The following is a 16424-nucleotide window of genomic DNA, read 5'->3' as shown; positions in this document are numbered from 1 at the left end:
ATGCTATACCTCCGATTCCGCAGTTTCAGGCGCTTTTGTTTTTTTGGCCGGAGCTTTTTTGGGTTCTGCGGCCTTTTTTGCCGGAGCGGCTTTTTTCGGAGCCGCAGCTTTCTTCTGTTTCTTTTCGGCTTTTTCGTCTCCGGATTTAAGCGTATAATCCACCAGCTCAAGAATCGCCACTTCAGCTGCGTCCCCTTCCCGGAAACCCAGTTTCAGGACACGGGTATAGCCGCCGTTCCGCTCTTTCATGCGCGGACCGATATCGGTAAAAAGTTTTGCGAGAACAGCCTTATCCTGAATCATTTTCGCTGCTTCGCGGCGATTATGAACAGTATCATTTTTGCACGTGTAATAAGTTTTTCCGCAGTCCTGCGAACTTCAAGCGCCTTTGGCTGGGTTGTGGTAACACGCTCATATTTAAAGAGTGAAGTTACCATATTCCTGTGCATCGCGCGCCTGTGGGCCGCATTTCGTGAAAGCGGATTAAAGCCGTTTTTATGCTTCATCTGTTTCTTCCTTCTGCTTGGGCAGCTTGATTGAATTCTTGAGGTGACTGTAATCGGTCATACCCAAACCAAGATTCCATTCAAGCAGTTTTTCCCTGATTTCCTGAAGACTTTTTTTACCGAAATTTCTTGTTTTGGCAATATCATCTTCTGTTTTTCTGGTTAATTCACCAATTGTCCGGATATTTGCATTTTTCAGACAGTTCGATGAACGGACGGAAAGTTCCAGTTCCTCAACAGGAGTATTGAGAAGCTGACGGACTCTTTCATCTTCTTCATCAAAATCATCTTCTTTGCCGATTTCATTTTCATTGAAATTTACAAAAATTGAAAAATGATCCTTTATTATTTTTGCCGCTTCTGCAAGCGCATTTTCCGGGGAAATGGTCCCGTCGGTCCATATTTCCAGTATAAGCTTGTCATAGTCGTTTCGCTGCCCGACACGGCAGGGCTCGATTGTATATTTTACCCTGACAACAGGACTGTAAATAACATCAAGCGGAATCGTACCGACTACTTCAATATACCGTTCATTTACCTCCGCAGGCATATAGCCGCGGCCGAAATCAACCTGGACTTCAATTTCAATATGACCGCCTTCCATCATAGTGAACAAATGGAAAGGCTCGCTCAATACTTCAAGCTGGTCCCCGCGGGCAAACATATCGCTTGTTACGCTGACAGGTCCTTTGAATTCATACAGGAAAGTGTCCTGCTCTTTTTCTTCCGGAAGACGGAGTCTGACCTGTTTCAGGTTGTTCAGAATTTCAAGTGTGTCTTCAACAATATTCGGGACTGTTTCAAATTCGCTGGAAATATCATGCGGAATTCCATCTGCATTATATGATATAATTTTTACCGCTGAAATCGCGTATCCCTGAATGGATGACAAGAGTACGCGGCGCAGAGTATTTCCAACAGTTGTACCAAACCCGGTTTCGAAAGGATACGCTACGAATTTTCCGTAATTGGAAGTCAACTCGTTCTGTTCATAAGATAATCCTTTCGGTTTTTTAAATCCCTTAAGCAGATTTTTTCGGGCCATTTGAACTCCTCTTACTTGGAATAGAGCTCAACGACGAGCTGTTCCTTTATATCAGCAAGGTCTGTTACATCATTTCGGTGGGGCACTGAAATAAAGGTGCCTTTCAAGGCGTCGACATCAACGCTGATCCAGGGATAATGTCCTGACTTCGCGACTTCCTTCAACGCGTCCTTAATGATATTCATCTTTTTGCTGCTTTCCTTTATCTCGATTTCATCTCCGGCCTTTACCAGATAACTCGGGATATTGACTGTCCGGCCATTTACCAGCACATGTCCGTGCTGTACAATCTGCCGTGACTGATTCCGGTTTACCGCGAAATGCATTCTGAAAATCACATTGTCGAGCCGTCTTTCAAGCAGACCGACCAGGTTCTCACCTGTAATGCCGGGCATTCTGAGCGCCCTTTCAAAGAAAAGGCGGAACTGTTTTTCAAGCATTCCATAGGTTCTCTTGAGCCGCTGTTTTTCGCGGAGCTGGATTCCATAGTCGGAACGCTTGCCGGTCCTTGCCTTGGGATCGCGTCCGGGCATTGTCCGTTTCTTGTTTATAGCACATTTATCGGATTTGCAGCGGTCGCCTTTCAGGAACAGCTTTTTCTGCTCCGCACGGCAAAGTCTGCAAAGGGGTCCTGTATATCTAGCCATCTGTTTCTCCTTTATTAGATACGCCGTGTCTTGCGCGGACGGCAGCCGTTATGGGGAATCGGTGTAACATCATTGATGGATTTTACCTTTAATCCGAGTGTCCCCAGAGAGCGGATAGCAGATTCCCGGCCTACGCCCGGACCCTTGACATATACATGCACTTCCCGAAGCCCGTATGTCAGGGCCTTCTGTACAGCGGTTTCCGCAACAGTCTGCGCTGCAAACGGGGTTGATTTTTTCGCACCGTTAAATCCCAACCCGCCGGAAGACGCCCAGGAAAGAGCATTTCCCTTAAGATCGGTGATAGTTACAATCGTATTATTAAACGTTGCCTGAATGTATACATTTCCTTCATATACACTCTTTTTCTCTTTTCTCTTTTTACAGTTGCCACGTTATTAGTCCCTCCAATCTACAGTTTACTTCTTCTTGCCGGCAACGGTTTTCTTTTTACCCTTGCGTGTGCGAGAATTTGTCCGGGTACGCTGACCGCGTACGGGGAGACCTTTCCTGTGACGGAGCCCCCGGTAACAGCCAATATCCATGAGCCGTTTAATATTCAACCCGATTTCTGTTCTGAGGCGTCCCTCAACCTTGTACTCATTCTCAATCAGGTTTCTGATTAAAGCGAGTTCCTCCTGGTTAAGGTCGTTTATCATACGCATTGGATCGATTTTTGTCTTCACACAAATTTCATCTGCCGAAGAGCGTCCGATTCCATAGATATAGGTCAATGCAATATTGACATGCTTGTTAGGGAGGTCGACTCCCGCAATTCGAGCCATTCGCTATTCCTCCATCAGCCCTGACGTTGTTTATGTTTGGGATTTACGCAAATAATCCTGACGATTCCCCGTCTTTTGATTACCTTGCATTTATCACATATAGGCTTTACGCTGGTTCTTACCTTCATATTGTCCCCCTGGACTGGCTTAAAACAGTTATGTTTCAAGCCTCCTTTTGCTGAGGATTTCAAGATAAACACTTAAAATCCCCAAATATACCGGAAAGATGTACTATACATCTTTCATTAAACTTTTTCTACAGGTTCCGTGATCTGAGTCTTCCCTTTTTGACAAGCCCTTCATGATGATGCATTTTGAGCTGGGCTTCGATCTGACTCATAGTATCAAGATCAACACCAACAAGAATCAGGAGTGAAGTTCCGCCCATCAGCATGGAAATTGACGGTGGAAATCCGAAGACCCTCTGAATAATTGTCGGAAGGACTGCTATTACCGCAAGATACAGAGAACCGGGTAAAATCAGCCTGTTTAATATTCTCTGCATATATTCTTCCATCTTGTCTGTCCGGATACCGGGAATCGAGCCGCCCGCTTCCCGGATCTGTTTTGCAATTTCGGCAGGGTTCAATGTTACCTGGGTATAGAAATACGCAAAGAAAACAATCAGAAGAACATAGAAAACATTATACCATATTCCATCCGGGCGCAGAAAATTGGCAAGACTCTGAAGCCATCCAACATTTGGCCCGATACTGCTCGCGATCTGTAATGGGAATGTTAAGAAAGACGAAGCAAATATAACCGGAATAACGCCGGATGGGTTTATCTTGAACGGAATATAGGTATTCTGGCCGGAATACATTTTTCTGCCCACGACCCTTTTGGCGTAATGGACAGGTATTTTCCGCTGCCCCTGCTGCTCATAGACAACAAGCGCAATAATTCCCAAAAACATAACAAAAGCCACAATAACGAAGACAAAGTTGAGTTCGTCATTGCGGACCATTTTTATCAGTTCATAAACGGCGCTGGGGAGCCGCGCGACAATACCGGCAAAAATCAGCATGGAAATACCATTACCGATTCCCCTGTTTGTGATCTGCTCACCAAGCCAGATAGTCACCATTGTTCCCGTAGTAACGGTCAGCATGGCAATCAGTTTGAACGAAAGGCCGTTATTTACAATAATATTGTACTGAACCTGGTTCTGAAGGCTTGTTGCATAAACGGTAACCGCATAGGACTGGATAAGTGCAACTACAACTGTCGCCATTCTTGTCCACACCTGGATCTTTTTCCGTCCGCCGTCCTCTTCCGCTATCTTTTTAAGACCGGGAAAGATAATGAGCGCGAGCTGCATTAAAATCTGGGTCGATATATAGGGCATAACCCCAAGCATAAACACGGAAAAGTTGGAAAACGCACCGCCGGCAAAAAAGTCCATATAGTTGACGAATGCATTTCCTCCTCCCTGAGATTTGAAGAAGGAGGTCAACCCGTGCGGATCAATGCCCGGAATAGTGAGAACCGAACCAAGACGGAAAACTACAAGTATTATAATAGTAAAGAATATCCGGGCGCGGAGATCCTTTATTCTGAACATATTTACTAATGCATTACTTCCCATGTTTTTTCATCTGCTCCTGATTATTCAGCGGCAACGGTTCCGCCGGCCTTTTCGATCTTCTCCTTCGCCGAAGCAGAAACCTTATCAACATTTACCGTAAGCTTTTTTGTAAGAGTTCCGTCTCCAAGGATTTTCACAAGCGCCGAAGATTTCTTGAGCAGACCTTTTGAAATGAGAGAGGTCCGGTCAACTGTTTCCCCGTCTGCAAAACGGGTTTCGATAACAGAGAGATTGAAAACCTCATAATCCTTGCGGAATCTGGCGTTTGAAAAACCTCTTTTGGCTATACGCCTGTACAGAGGCATCTGTCCGCCTTCAAATCCAACGTATACCTTTCCGCCGGAACGTGACTGCTGGCCCTTGTCACCGCGGCCTGCGGTAGTTCCGTGCCCGGAAGATGAACCCCGGCCTACTATTCGCTTCTTTTTATTGGCTCCTTCCGGAGCGTGTAAATTGAAATCAGACATTACTTGGTCTCCTCGACTTCAACAAGATGAGAAACGGTTTTTACCATTCCCAAAATCGGATCTGTTGCATCATGCTCCACAGTTGAATTGATCTTTTTCAGACCAAGGGAACGGACTGTTGCAACAACTCTCGGTTTCTGACCAATTGTGCTGCGCACAAGTTTAACGGTTATTTTTTTTGCCATTTTTATCCCCATAAATCTTTGAGGGTTTTGCCTCTGTTTTTCGCAACAGTTTTACCGTCCATCAGCTGTTTAACAGCCTCAAATGTTGCTCTGACAACATTTATGGAACTGCTTGAGCCAAGAGATTTGGAAAGAACATCGGTCGCGCCGGCCGCTTCAAGAACCGCGCGGACAGGACCGCCGGCAATAAGTCCGGTACCGGAACAGGCGGGTTTCAGCAATACTGAAGAACTTTTATAGTCAGCCTGTATTTCATGGGGAAGCGTCCCGTTTTTAAGAGGAACATACACCATATTGCGTTTTGCTTTTTCAATACTTTTACGGATAGCTTCGGATACATCGTTTGCTTTTCCGAAACCATAACCTACCCGGCCCTTCTGGTCGCCGACTACAGTAAGAGCCGAGAAGGAAAAACGGCGTCCGCCTTTTACGACCTTCGCAGTACGGTTCAACTTTACCAGTTTCTCAACATATTCTTTCTGCTGGTTTTCTTTATTAAAATCTTTCTGGTGTTCCATAGATTCTCCTAGAAAGTGATCCCGGCGCTGCGGGCACCGTCTGCAATAGCTTTTATTACACCATGATACAGGTATCCGTTCCGGTCAAAAACAACACTTTCAATTTTCTTTTCTTTGAGACGGCGGCCTATTTCCTCTCCGATTTTTGTGCCGGAGGCAATATTTGCCTTTAAGCCTGAAAAATCCTTTTCAAGTGTGGAAGCAGTGGCAAGCGTCATGCCCTTATCGTCGTCTATTACCTGAACGTACAGATTACTGTTACTGCGGGTCACTGTCATGCGGGGACGCGCAGCGGTGCCATGAATACGTTTGCGGATGTGAATTTTTCTCTTAATTCTTTTTCTGTCTTTTTCGTTAAGTTTTCTGAGCATATTACATCATCCTTATTTAACGCCGGACTTACCGACTTTCCGCTTGATAACTTCAGTTTCATAACGTATACCCTTCCCCTTATAAGGTTCAGGCTTACGAAGTTTTCGAATCTGGGCTGCAAATTCCCCTACCTGGTCTTTGCGGACGCCGGTAATACTTACCTTCCCCTGGTTATCGGCGGTAACGGTAAGTCCTTCGGGGATCGCCGCAATAAAATCAGTTGAATAGCCAAGACTGAGAATAAGCATTCTGTCCTGGACCTCGGCACGGTATCCGACACCATTTATAACAAGGTTTTTGTGAAACCCTCGCTTACACCGACAACCATGTTATTTAACAGGTTGCGGTATAAACCATGGCAGGAACGGGCTTTTTTTGTATCATCCTTACGGGTGACAATAGCCTGAGCGCCGTCAACTTTTATTTCAACTATAGGGTCATAGTTCTGTGTGAGTTTTCCCTTGGGTCCTTCAACCGAAAAAGAATCCGCACCGACAGTAACTTTTACCGAAGAGGGAATAGCAACAGGGAGTTTACCGATTCTTGACATATTTAACTCCTGTTACCAGATCTTGCAGATCAGCTCGCCGCCGACCTGTTTTTCCCGGGCTTTTCTGCCTGTGGTGACACCCAGAGAAGTTGAAACAATAAGGGTTCCGTATCCGTTAAAAACACGGGGAAGTTCCTTATATCCGGCATATACCCTCCGGCCCGGAGTTGAAACCTTTTCAATCCCGTGAATTACCGAAGAATTTTTATCATCATATTTTAAGAAAACCCTGATACAGTTAAGACCATCCTGATTAATTTTCTTGAAGTTTTTGATATAACCTTCAGTCTTCATAATCTTGATGATTTCTAGCTTGAGTTTGGAGGCGGAAATGTCCACTTTTTCATGGCGGGCCATTGCCGCATTCCGGACCTTGGTCAGCATATCTGCTACGGGATCTGAAACGCTCATGTATTTTCTCCCTCCTACCAGCTGGACTTTGTAACGCCTGGAATCAGACCTTCACTGGCTAATTTCCGGAAACATATACGACACATCTGATATTTCCGGAGATATCCTCTCGGCCGCCCGCAAATTCTGCACCTGTTGTATTTCCTGGTGGAATACTTCGGTGTGGCTTTCGCCTTGTTAATCATCGCTGTTGTAGCCATGAATTCCTCACTTACTTTCTAAAGGGCATACCAAACTTGGTCAAAAGAAGCTTCGCTTCCTGATCAGTTTTGGCAGTTGTGATCACATTGATATTCAATCCGGCGATTCTTTCTATTTTGTCAAAATCAATTTCCGGGAAAATTATCTGCTCAGTGATACCCATCGAATAATTTCCGTGTCCGTCAAATCCATTCGGATTAATGCCACGGAAATCCTTGACGCGCGGCAGCGCAACGTTTACAAACCGGTCAAGAAATTCATACATTCTTGAACCGCGGAGCGTAACCACAACGCCTACCTCATTACCCTGACGAAGTTTGAAATTCGCAATACTCTTTCTTGCCTTTGTTTTTACAGCTTTCTGTCCGGTAATTAAACCGAGATCTGTCACTGCGGCATCAAGGAGTTTCTTGTTTGCGAGAGCCTCGCCAATTCCCATACTCAGCACAATTTTGCTGACTTTTGGGGTCTGCATTACAGACTTATAACCGCACTCTTTGAACATTTCAGGCGCGATTTTTTCTTGATAGACTTTCTTAAGCCGAGGTACGTAATTACTCATTACAGTGTTTCCCCACATTTCCGGCAGACGCGTGTTTTCTTGTCGCCGTCAATTTTATATCCAATTCTGGTTGGTCCGCATTTTTTGCAGACAATCATTACATTTGAAAGATGGATCGGTGCTTCAATTTCAATTATGCCGCCCCTGTCCTGCTGACTTCTTTTTTTCTTTGTCTTCTTGACAATATTTGCACCGGCAACGATAACTCTGTCCTTATCCCGGAGAATACGGACAATCGCTCCGCGTTTGCCCTTGTCTTTGCCAGCAATAATTTCTACTGTATCGTCCTTCCGGATTTTGAATTTCTTGTTCATTACCCAATCTCCTTACAGAACTTCCGGAGCAAGTGATACGATTTTCATATAATCCATATCGCGGAGCTCACGGGCAACAGGGCCAAAAATACGTTTTCCCTTCGGGTTCTTGTTCGCATCGATAATAACGCAGGCGTTATCATCAAAGCGGATATAAGTCCCGTCAGGACGGCGATATTCCTTGGAAACCCGCACAATAACGGCTCTTTCCACGGAACCCTTTTTTATCGTAGATGTCGGGAGCGCATCCTTGACAGCTACAACAATAATATCTCCAATTCCGGCATATCTGCGGTGTGATCCGCCGATTACCTTAATACACTCGACGAGTTTGGCACCGGAATTATCTGCAACATTCAGTCTTGACTGCATTTGAACCATAACGATACTCTCCGATTTACCTTGCCCGACTTACGATTTCTACAAGCCTCCAGCATTTTTCCTTACTGATGGGCCGAGATTCAACAATACGAACCGTGTCACCGATATGGGCATCATTTTTTTCATCATGTGCCTTGTACTTTTTACTGCGTGAAACATATTTTTTGTACAATCTGTGAAGTTTCTTGGTACTGACTTTGACAACAATGGTTTTATCCATTTTGTCACTGGTCACAATACCAACAAACTCGCGGTTCCCGGTTTTTTTCACAACTGCCTGATCTTCCACGGGCCTGCTCCTACTTGTTTGCCTGTCCGGCAATTTCATGCTGCCGGATATACGTATTGAGAGCCGCTATCTGGCGGCGCAGCGTACGCTTCTGAAGCGGATTTTCAACATGACCAATTACCAACTGGAAACGAACATCCATATATTTTTTGGTAAGTTCAGCCCGCTTTGATACAAGTTCGGCGTAAGACATATTCCTGAGTTCTTTCTTTTTCATCTTATACCTCCCTTAAAAATCTTCTCGTTTTTCCGCAAATTTTGTTTTGAACGGCAATTTGCTTCCGGCCAGTATCATAGCCTGTTCGGCGAGGGTCCGTTCAATTCCGGCCAGTTCAAACAAAATCGTTCCGGGTTTTACAACCGCTACCCAGTATTCAGGAGCGCCCTTTCCCTTACCCATGCGGGTTTCAGCGGGCTTCTTTGAATAGGGTTTGTCAGGAAATACCCGTATCCAGATTTTCCCGCCTCGCTTTACCTTACGGTTAAGGGCAACACGGGCGGCTTCAAGCTGCCGGTTAGTAAGCCAGAAGGGTTCAAGTGAAACAAGCGCATACTGGCCAAAATCAATTTCATTTCCTCTGGTCGCATTACCCTTGATTCTTCCACGCTGAACCTTCCGGTGTTTAATTCTTTTAGGGCTAAGAGCCATAGCTTAACTCCTTCCGGTGGGTGCACGCTGAGTGCGTTCGGGACGATCGTTCTGATCAGCATATTCGCTGCGATCACCCCGGTCACGTCGCTGTTTTCTGAGAAGTGCACCGGCATCCTCTTTTTGCTCATGACTGTACATCATTCCATTATAAACCCATACCTTTACACCGATTTTTCCATATGTAGTATGAGCTTCCGTAAATCCATAATCAATATCAGCACGAAGCGTATGCAGAGGAACACGGCCCTCCTTATGCTCTTCGGTACGGGACATTTCAGCTCCTCCGAGACGGCCTGAAACCCGGATTTTGATTCCCTGCGCGCCTGCTTTCATTGCCGCCGCGGAAGCCTGTTTCAGGGCCTTTCTGAAAGAACCGCGGTTTGCAAGCTGGCGGGCAACATTCTGTGCAACCAGGGAAGCATTGGTTTCGGACCGCTTGATTTCCTTAATCTTAATCTGGACTTTCTTTGAAAGCTGTTTTTGAATCATGGCGCCGATCTGTTCGATATTGGCACCTTTTACACCGATAATCACACCTGGCCTAGCCGTATGAATAACAATAGTTATTCTCTGCGGGTGCCGGATAATCTCGATTTCCGCAATATCTGCGTTTTTGCATTCAGGTAAATCCTGAACCATCTTGCGGATTCTCAGATCTTCATGAAGCAGGTTCGCATATTCGCGAGGATCTGCATACCAGCGTGATGACCATGTCTTATTAATTCCCAGACGTAAACCAATAGGATTAACTTTCTGTCCCACTTTTATTCCCCCGCCTTTTCGTCAATTATTACGGTAATGTGACACATTCTTTTCAGAAGCATATCAGCACGACCGCGTCCGCGGCACCACAGTCTTTTGAGACGGGGGCCTTCATCTATGCGAATTTCTTTAACGAAAAGCATATCTTCATCAAGTTTCTTATTCTGACTCAGCGCGTTGGAAGCCGCTGATTTTACGGTTTTCTTAATCAGCTTGGCGCCCTTATGGGGCATATTATCCAGTATGGACATTGCCTCTGCATAAGCCTTCCGGCGTATAACATCTGCCACAGGACGGACCTTCGTCGGCGACGCTATCAGAAATTTCGAAGTGGCTATATATCCGTTTTTTTCAGCCATTGCATCCACCTATTTATTTACCTGTTTTTTTGTCCGAACCAGCGTGACCGCGGAATATCCGGGTCGGAGCGAATTCGCCAAGCTTATGACCAACAAGATTTTCAGTTATATAAACCGGAACCCAGCTTTTGCCATTATAAACAGAGATGGTATTACCTACCATTTCAGGAATAATAGTTGAACAACGGGAATATGACTTTATCATCCTCCGGTCACTCGACTTATTCATCTCGATTACTTTCTTGTAAAGGCTCTTTTCAATAAAAGGACCCTTTTTAACAGATCTTGACACGGTTATTCTCCCTACTTACGTCTCGAAACAATAAAGTTACTGGAGACTTTCCGTTTTTTACGGGTCTTGTAGCCGCGGCACGGCTGTCCCCAGGGGGTAACAGGATTACGCCCCTTACCGGCGCCCTCACCACCACCAAGCGGATGATCAACAGGGTTCATAGCCATACCACGGACTGAAGGTCTGATACCTCTCCAGCGTGACCGGCCGGCCTTTCCCAGGCTGGTGTTCATATGATCACCGTTACCGACTTCGCCAATGGTGGCATAGCATTTTTTATGGACCATGCGCATTTCACCGGAAGGCAGCTTAAGTGTCACATAATCACCGTCTTTTGCTGCAACAAGAGCCTTCGTCCCTGCCGAACGGGCCATCTGCCCGCCCTTTCCGATGGTCAGCTCAATATTATGCACGGTAAAGCCTACCGGAATAATCTCGAGCGGAAGCGCATTAGCTACCGTAGGCGGCGCATTTTCACCGCTCATTATTTTCTGGCCTACAACCAAACCCTTCGGAGCGAGAATATATCGTTTGTCTCCATCTGCATAGAAAACAAGCGCAATATTGGCACTTCGGTTCGGATCATATTCAATAGTTTTTACTGTTCCGGGGATCCCGTATTTATTCCGTCTGAAATCAATTTCGCGGTACCTTTGTTTATGACCGCCACCCTGATGCCGGACAGAAATACGGCCGTCTGAACCGCGTCCGCCATGAGATTTCTTACCGCTTGTCAGATTCTTTTCTGGCTTGTCAGCGGTTATCTCATCCTTCCGCAGGTCAATACGTCCTCGCGTTCCCGGAGTAATAGGTTTATATACTTTAAGAGCCATTTTGTTCCCCTTACCTTAACGCGGACCGAAGGCGCTATACGCCTTCGAAAACCTTAATTGTCTCGCCGGGAGCAAGCTTTACGATTGCTTTTTTCCAGCTGGAAGTCAGACCGGGACGGTTTCTCGTCCTTTTAACTTTCCCGTATACATTAATAACCGTACAATTGATAACCTTTACATTGAAAAGAGCGTGTACGGCATTCTTTATCTGAATTTTGTTTGCGGAGGGATGTACTTTGAAAACATACTTTCCCTGCGAACGCAGTTCATTTGTTTTTTCAGTCAGGATCGGTGCAATGAGAATACTTTCAGCTGTCATTACTCGGCCCCCTCTTCTGAATTATAAAAACCGGCAAGATTCTTTGCCGCTGTTTCAAGAATTATCACCCGGCGTCCATAAAAAAGGTCATGGGCGCGGAGTCTGTTGAAAGAAAGGAAGTGCAATGACGGAATATTCCTTCCCGCCTGCTTGATTTTGGCATCGTCATCCTTAAGAATAAGAACAGTGCGTTCATCCTTCGCAAAATTGTTCAGGATTTTCACAAGGTCCTTTGTCCTGCCGCTTTCAACCGTAAAATCTTCAATTACAGTAAGCCGGTCGGTCTGGGCCTTCAGGCTGAGAATCGACTTCATCGCAAGTCGTTTTGCCTTTTTTGGCATTGCATAACTGTAATCACGGGGTTTCGGTCCGAACATCGTTCCTCCGCCCACAGTAATCGGCGACTTTTTGTCACCTCGGCGGGCACGTCCCGTTCCCTTCTGTTTGTATGGCTTGGCATTGGAACCATGCACTTCAGAACGGTCTTTCGTACATGCAGTTCCAACCCGCATATTTGCTAATTCATTGTTGATGGCGTAATAGATTACATCCTCATTAACCGGAAGACCAAACACCTGATCATCGAGATTAATTGTCCTCAGTTCCTTGCCATCGACCGAATAGACTTTCTTTTCCATTGTCTTCTCCTGCCGTTACATCTCTTTTTTGACTGCGGACCTGATGATCAGCGTACAGTTCTTTTTGCCGGGAACTGCCCCGCGCACCATCACAACTTTTAACTCAGGATCAATTTTTTGAATTCTGAGATTCTGCACTGTCACACGGTCACGGCCCATACGGCCGGGCATTTTTGTGTTCTTCAGCGACTGCCCCGGGGTTGTACACTGTCCGGTTGATCCGGGTTCGCGGTGAAATTTTGAACCATGGGAAGCTCGTCCGCCATGGAAACCCCAACGCTTCATAACACCCTGGAAACCCTTACCCTTTGATGTAGCAACTACATCAAGGAACCTGGTGGATTCGAAAATCTCCACGCCTACCTGGTCGCCCACGGCTACTTCCTGTTCGAAATCACGAAATTCTTTAAGGTGCCGTTTCGGAACCATCTTTTCCGGAAACTGGCCGGCATAAGGTTTCGCAACATGGTCTTCTTTCAGATCATCAAGACCCAGGACCACTGCGTTATATCCGAAGCTTTCTTCTTTTTTCAGCGACACAACCGTATTCGGCTCAACGTGAATCACGGTTACCGGAATCAGATTCCCGCCTTCGTCAAAGACTTGCGTCATGCCGACTTTTCTTGCTATAAGACCTACCATTTCTGTCTAACTCCCCGGGAAACCATGTACTGAAAACACGCTTTCCCATGACACGATATCCCCTGATCCGGAGGACCGTCTGTCAAATAAAATTACTGTTTAATTTCAACATCCACACCGGCGGGAAGTTCAAGTTTCATCAAAGAATCCATTACTTCAGCCGTTGGCTCGATAATGTCAATAAGACGCTTATGAGTACGCATTTCAAACTGCTCGCGCGACTTCTTGTTAACATGAGGAGAACGGAGAACCGTCACCTTGTTGATCCGAGTCGGAAGAGGTATCGGGCCTAAAACCTTGGCCCCCGCCTTCTGAACAGTCTGAACAATTGCCTTTGAACTCTGGTCTATCAGCTCAATATCGAATCCGCGAAGTTTAACGCGAATTTTTTCCTTAGCCATTTTTCCTCCAGGCAGAGACAATGCGGAGCCGCATAAAACGGCTCCACATATCGGCATTCCGACGCTGTCTCCTGCTCAACTTCTATTCAATAACCTCAGTTACCTGTCCGGAAGCAACGGTACGGCCGCCCTCACGGATAGCAAACTTAAGTCCTTTTTCCATAGCAATCGGGTGAATAAGTTCACCGATTATTTTGGTATTGTCACCAGGCTTAACCATGTCAACGCCATCGGGCAGATTGATTGTTCCGGTAATATCTGTTGTCCGGAAGTAAAACTGCGGGCGATAGCCGGAGAAGAACGGGCTGTGACGTCCGCCTTCTTCTTTTGAAAGAACATAAATCTGTCCTTCAAATTTTGTATGAGGGGTAATTGAACCCGGTTTTGCAAGAACCTGGCCGCGTTCAACTTCCTTCTTGTCAACACCGCGGAGCAGCAGGCCGACGTTGTCACCGGCGATACCCTGATCGAGCAGCTTGTTGAACATTTCAATACCGGTTACAACAGTCTTCTTGGTCGGGCGGATACCTACGATTTCAATTTCCTCGTTCAGGTTGATAATACCGCGCTCGATACGGCCGGTAACTACGGTACCGCGGCCCGAGATGGTAAAGATATCTTCGATCGGCATAAGGAAGGGCTTGTCAGCAGCACGTTCCGGATCCTTGAAATAGCCGTCCATGGCTTCAAGCAGATCGTCGATACATTTTATTTCTTCCGCGCTTGCCCCTTCAGCCATGGCTTTGAAAGCGGAACCCTTGATAATCGGGGTTTCATCTCCGGGGAAGCCGTTTGTTGTAAGAACATCCTTTACTTCTTCTTCAACAAGTTCAATAAGTTCCGGGTCATCTACCAGATCAGTCTTGTTAAGGAATACAATAATAGAAGGAACACCTACCTGACGCGCAAGAATAATGTGCTCGCGTGTCTGGGGCATAACGGAATCAGGTGCAGAAACAACGAGAATCGCTCCGTCCATCTGTGCCGCACCGGTAATCATGTTCTTGATATAGTCTGCGTGACCGGGGCAGTCAATATGGGCATAATGCCGCTTGTCTGACTGATATTCGAGGTGACGGGTATTAATAGTGATACCGCGTTCTTTTTCTTCCGGAGCATTGTCAATTTCATCATAATTGAGCGCCTTATCACCGAATTTTTTTGCACAATGCATAGTGATTGCTGCGGAAAGAGTGGTCTTACCATGGTCAACGTGACCAATGGTACCAACATTCATGTGGGGTTTTGTCCTTTCGAACTTTTCCTTTGCCATTTGATCCTCCTGAAAGATATAGGCAAGTAATCAAAATAATTCTCGCATTATAAGTAAATAGCAGTACTTATGCAAGTCCTGCCTGCATACGCGGGCATAGTTCAAGCAGTTATCAAAAATAAGAGATTGTGATAAATCAGATTGGGTCACAACACCGCTGAGCGGCAATGTATTTTACATACGAAGACTATCCATAGGGTATCGGATAGTTGACCGGGAACCACCTGATCATCATCAAACACTTCATCTGATGACTGGTTTGGTATCCTGAGAAACGCAGCTGCCGGAATGACAGCTTCGGTCACACTTTCAGGGCCTTTTTGTTTATCAAAAACCAACGTTTTCTGAAAAACAGCGCCAAAAGCCGCGTAATCCTTCCGGTCAGACAGAATCTGACGGTTTTACGGTTACACATGGACTCTCAAAGAACACCGAAATACCGATTAACCGCCGGTATTTCAATATCGTCTTGTTTATACACGTTTTTTAAAGACGTGTCAAGCTGTGCGGCGAAACGGTTTTCCGCCGGAATTACCACCTGTAATGGGCAAAGGCCTTGTTGGCGTCCGCCATTTTATGGGTATCTTCTTTTTTCTTAAAAGCCGTTCCAGTACTGTTGTAAGCGTCGATCAATTCGGCCGCAAGACGTTCAGACATTTCATGACCGCTGCGCGCGCGGGCCGCCTTGATTATCCACCGCATGCCAAGAGCTTCCCGGCGGGATTCGCGGATTTCAATCGGGACCTGATAGGTTGCGCCGCCGACCCGGCGGGACTTAACTTCTATCATCGGCTTTACATTATTCAGGGCCTTCAGAAAAACTTCCAGAGGTTCCTTGTCCGTCTTTTCCTTTATTTTGTCCATCGCATCATAAATAATACGGATGCCGGTGGCTTTTTTTCCATCGATCATCATACGGGCTACAAATTTTGAAACCACTGCGCTGTTATATTTGCTGTCTGGAAGAACCGGACGGTCGATTGCTTTGTTTTTTCTACCCATTTTTCAAATCCTTACGCTTTCGGCCGTTTAGCGCCGTATTTTGACCGGCTGCGTTTCCGGTCTGCCACACCAAGAGTATCCTTGGTCCCGCGGATAATATGATAGCGGACACCAGGAAGGTCCTTAACACGACCGCCGCGGATTAAAACCACGGAGTGTTCCTGCAGGTTATGTCCGATACCGGGAATATATGCCGTCACTTCTATACCATTACTCAGGCGAACACGGGCAACTTTCCGGAGCGCCGAATTCGGTTTTTTCGGCGTAACGGTCATAACACGGGTACAGACACCGCGCCGTTGAGGGCAGGACTGAAGCGCAGGGCTTTTTGTACGGTTTTCGATCGTCTTACGGCCCTGCTTGATAAGCTGATTTATTGTAGGCATTTGCCTTTTCTCCTATTTTATACCGGCCAGCACTGCCGGGATTA

29 protein-coding genes and 2 pseudogenes are annotated in these 16424 nt (G+C 46.1%); all 31 read right to left on the bottom strand.

The features are described 5' to 3' along the window. Positions 1-3 precede the first annotated feature (3 nt). The 31 genes and pseudogenes from rplQ to rpsL all read right to left on the bottom strand — a co-directional run bounded on the left by rplQ (position 4) and on the right by rpsL (position 16380). Positions 4-506: pseudogene (gene rplQ, locus K7I13_RS12815) on the bottom strand (50S ribosomal protein L17). Then, on the bottom strand, positions 496-1551 hold the full coding sequence (locus K7I13_RS12810; RefSeq protein WP_255946312.1) for a DNA-directed RNA polymerase subunit alpha: 1056 nt from the start codon (positions 1549-1551) through the stop codon (positions 496-498). Before K7I13_RS12810 ends, rplQ begins: the two are co-directional and overlap by 11 nt. Before the next feature lie 11 nt (positions 1552-1562). Next, positions 1563-2198, bottom strand: coding sequence for a 30S ribosomal protein S4 (rpsD, locus tag K7I13_RS12805; protein WP_255946310.1), 636 nt, complete (start codon positions 2196-2198; stop codon positions 1563-1565). A 14-nt stretch (positions 2199-2212) separates the two neighbouring features. Beyond that, entirely contained in the window at positions 2213-2536 is a 324-nt protein-coding gene (rpsK, locus tag K7I13_RS12800; protein WP_439647490.1) for a 30S ribosomal protein S11, read from the bottom strand. An 81-nt stretch (positions 2537-2617) separates the two neighbouring features. Then, positions 2618-2983, bottom strand: coding sequence for a 30S ribosomal protein S13 (rpsM, locus tag K7I13_RS12795; RefSeq protein WP_255946299.1), 366 nt, complete (start codon positions 2981-2983; stop codon positions 2618-2620). A gap of 14 nt (positions 2984-2997) precedes the next feature. Continuing rightward, the gene (gene rpmJ, locus K7I13_RS12790) at positions 2998-3111 is read right to left on the bottom strand and encodes a 50S ribosomal protein L36 (protein ID WP_255946296.1); all 114 of its coding nucleotides are present in this window, start codon (positions 3109-3111) and stop codon (positions 2998-3000) included. Positions 3112-3239: 128 nt separating this feature from the next. Then, the gene (gene secY, locus K7I13_RS12785; RefSeq protein ID WP_255946294.1) at positions 3240-4571 is read right to left on the bottom strand and encodes a preprotein translocase subunit SecY; all 1332 of its coding nucleotides are present in this window, start codon (positions 4569-4571) and stop codon (positions 3240-3242) included. Between the two features lie 20 nt (positions 4572-4591). Beyond that, on the bottom strand, positions 4592-5038 hold the full coding sequence (gene rplO, locus K7I13_RS12780; RefSeq protein ID WP_255946292.1) for a 50S ribosomal protein L15: 447 nt from the start codon (positions 5036-5038) through the stop codon (positions 4592-4594). Then, the gene (gene rpmD / locus K7I13_RS12775) at positions 5038-5223 is read right to left on the bottom strand and encodes a 50S ribosomal protein L30 (RefSeq protein WP_255946290.1); all 186 of its coding nucleotides are present in this window, start codon (positions 5221-5223) and stop codon (positions 5038-5040) included. The genes rplO and rpmD overlap by 1 nt, the downstream gene beginning before the upstream one ends. Positions 5224-5225: 2 nt before the next feature. After that, positions 5226-5741 (bottom strand): 30S ribosomal protein S5, encoded by a 516-nt coding sequence (gene rpsE / locus K7I13_RS12770; protein WP_255946288.1) that lies wholly within the window; start codon positions 5739-5741, stop codon positions 5226-5228. 8 nt (positions 5742-5749) lie between these two features. Beyond that, on the bottom strand, positions 5750-6112 hold the full coding sequence (rplR, locus tag K7I13_RS12765) for a 50S ribosomal protein L18 (protein ID WP_255946286.1): 363 nt from the start codon (positions 6110-6112) through the stop codon (positions 5750-5752). A gap of 12 nt (positions 6113-6124) precedes the next feature. Beyond that, positions 6125-6663: pseudogene (gene rplF / locus K7I13_RS12760) on the bottom strand (50S ribosomal protein L6). 12 nt (positions 6664-6675) lie between these two features. After that, the gene (gene rpsH, locus K7I13_RS12755; RefSeq protein ID WP_255946284.1) at positions 6676-7074 is read right to left on the bottom strand and encodes a 30S ribosomal protein S8; all 399 of its coding nucleotides are present in this window, start codon (positions 7072-7074) and stop codon (positions 6676-6678) included. Positions 7075-7088: 14 nt separating this feature from the next. Next, a complete protein-coding gene (locus tag K7I13_RS12750; RefSeq protein ID WP_255946282.1) occupies positions 7089-7274 on the bottom strand; it encodes a type Z 30S ribosomal protein S14 in 186 nt (61 codons plus the stop codon). An 11-nt stretch (positions 7275-7285) separates the two neighbouring features. Beyond that, positions 7286-7837, bottom strand: coding sequence for a 50S ribosomal protein L5 (rplE, locus tag K7I13_RS12745; RefSeq protein ID WP_255946280.1), 552 nt, complete (start codon positions 7835-7837; stop codon positions 7286-7288). Next, positions 7837-8151: a 50S ribosomal protein L24 gene (gene rplX, locus K7I13_RS12740; RefSeq protein WP_255946278.1), complete on the bottom strand. Its 315-nt coding sequence runs from the start codon at positions 8149-8151 to the stop codon at positions 7837-7839. The genes rplE and rplX overlap by 1 nt, the downstream gene beginning before the upstream one ends. Positions 8152-8163: 12 nt before the next feature. Continuing rightward, entirely contained in the window at positions 8164-8532 is a 369-nt protein-coding gene (rplN, locus tag K7I13_RS12735; RefSeq protein WP_255946276.1) for a 50S ribosomal protein L14, read from the bottom strand. A gap of 16 nt (positions 8533-8548) precedes the next feature. Further along, positions 8549-8860 (bottom strand): 30S ribosomal protein S17, encoded by a 312-nt coding sequence (gene rpsQ, locus K7I13_RS12730; protein WP_255946274.1) that lies wholly within the window; start codon positions 8858-8860, stop codon positions 8549-8551. Then, positions 8832-9038, bottom strand: coding sequence for a 50S ribosomal protein L29 (gene rpmC, locus K7I13_RS12725; protein ID WP_255946272.1), 207 nt, complete (start codon positions 9036-9038; stop codon positions 8832-8834). The genes rpsQ and rpmC overlap by 29 nt, the downstream gene beginning before the upstream one ends. A gap of 12 nt (positions 9039-9050) precedes the next feature. Further along, on the bottom strand, positions 9051-9470 hold the full coding sequence (gene rplP / locus K7I13_RS12720; RefSeq protein WP_255946270.1) for a 50S ribosomal protein L16: 420 nt from the start codon (positions 9468-9470) through the stop codon (positions 9051-9053). Positions 9471-9473: 3 nt separating this feature from the next. Beyond that, positions 9474-10235, bottom strand: a complete 762-nt coding sequence (rpsC, locus tag K7I13_RS12715; RefSeq protein WP_255946268.1) for a 30S ribosomal protein S3 — start codon at positions 10233-10235, stop codon at positions 9474-9476. Positions 10236-10237: 2 nt separating this feature from the next. Next, a complete protein-coding gene (gene rplV, locus K7I13_RS12710; RefSeq protein WP_255946266.1) occupies positions 10238-10594 on the bottom strand; it encodes a 50S ribosomal protein L22 in 357 nt (118 codons plus the stop codon). Between the two features lie 13 nt (positions 10595-10607). After that, positions 10608-10886, bottom strand: a complete 279-nt coding sequence (gene rpsS / locus K7I13_RS12705; RefSeq protein ID WP_255946264.1) for a 30S ribosomal protein S19 — start codon at positions 10884-10886, stop codon at positions 10608-10610. 11 nt (positions 10887-10897) lie between these two features. Then, positions 10898-11719, bottom strand: coding sequence for a 50S ribosomal protein L2 (gene rplB / locus K7I13_RS12700; protein WP_255946262.1), 822 nt, complete (start codon positions 11717-11719; stop codon positions 10898-10900). 34 nt (positions 11720-11753) lie between these two features. Next, positions 11754-12038: a 50S ribosomal protein L23 gene (locus K7I13_RS12695; RefSeq protein ID WP_255946260.1), complete on the bottom strand. Its 285-nt coding sequence runs from the start codon at positions 12036-12038 to the stop codon at positions 11754-11756. Next, on the bottom strand, positions 12038-12676 hold the full coding sequence (gene rplD / locus K7I13_RS12690) for a 50S ribosomal protein L4 (protein ID WP_255946258.1): 639 nt from the start codon (positions 12674-12676) through the stop codon (positions 12038-12040). The genes K7I13_RS12695 and rplD overlap by 1 nt, the downstream gene beginning before the upstream one ends. A gap of 15 nt (positions 12677-12691) precedes the next feature. Further along, complete coding sequence (gene rplC, locus K7I13_RS12685) at positions 12692-13318, bottom strand: 50S ribosomal protein L3 (RefSeq protein WP_255946256.1); 627 nt, start codon at positions 13316-13318, stop codon at positions 12692-12694. Between the two features lie 92 nt (positions 13319-13410). Beyond that, on the bottom strand, positions 13411-13719 hold the full coding sequence (rpsJ, locus tag K7I13_RS12680; RefSeq protein WP_255949330.1) for a 30S ribosomal protein S10: 309 nt from the start codon (positions 13717-13719) through the stop codon (positions 13411-13413). 82 nt (positions 13720-13801) lie between these two features. Next, positions 13802-14992, bottom strand: a complete 1191-nt coding sequence (gene tuf / locus K7I13_RS12675) for an elongation factor Tu (RefSeq protein ID WP_255946254.1) — start codon at positions 14990-14992, stop codon at positions 13802-13804. A 531-nt stretch (positions 14993-15523) separates the two neighbouring features. Next, positions 15524-15994, bottom strand: coding sequence for a 30S ribosomal protein S7 (gene rpsG / locus K7I13_RS12670; protein ID WP_255946252.1), 471 nt, complete (start codon positions 15992-15994; stop codon positions 15524-15526). An 11-nt stretch (positions 15995-16005) separates the two neighbouring features. Beyond that, the gene (gene rpsL / locus K7I13_RS12665; RefSeq protein ID WP_255946250.1) at positions 16006-16380 is read right to left on the bottom strand and encodes a 30S ribosomal protein S12; all 375 of its coding nucleotides are present in this window, start codon (positions 16378-16380) and stop codon (positions 16006-16008) included. Between the last annotated feature and the right edge of the window lie 44 nt (positions 16381-16424).

Source organism: Brucepastera parasyntrophica (genome assembly GCF_022376835.1).
GTDB classification, from domain to species: Bacteria; Spirochaetota; Spirochaetia; order Treponematales; family Treponemataceae; genus Brucepastera; species Brucepastera parasyntrophica.
The sequence above is the reverse complement of the archived record's forward strand: the minus strand, read 5'-3'. Positions and strand labels throughout refer to the sequence as shown.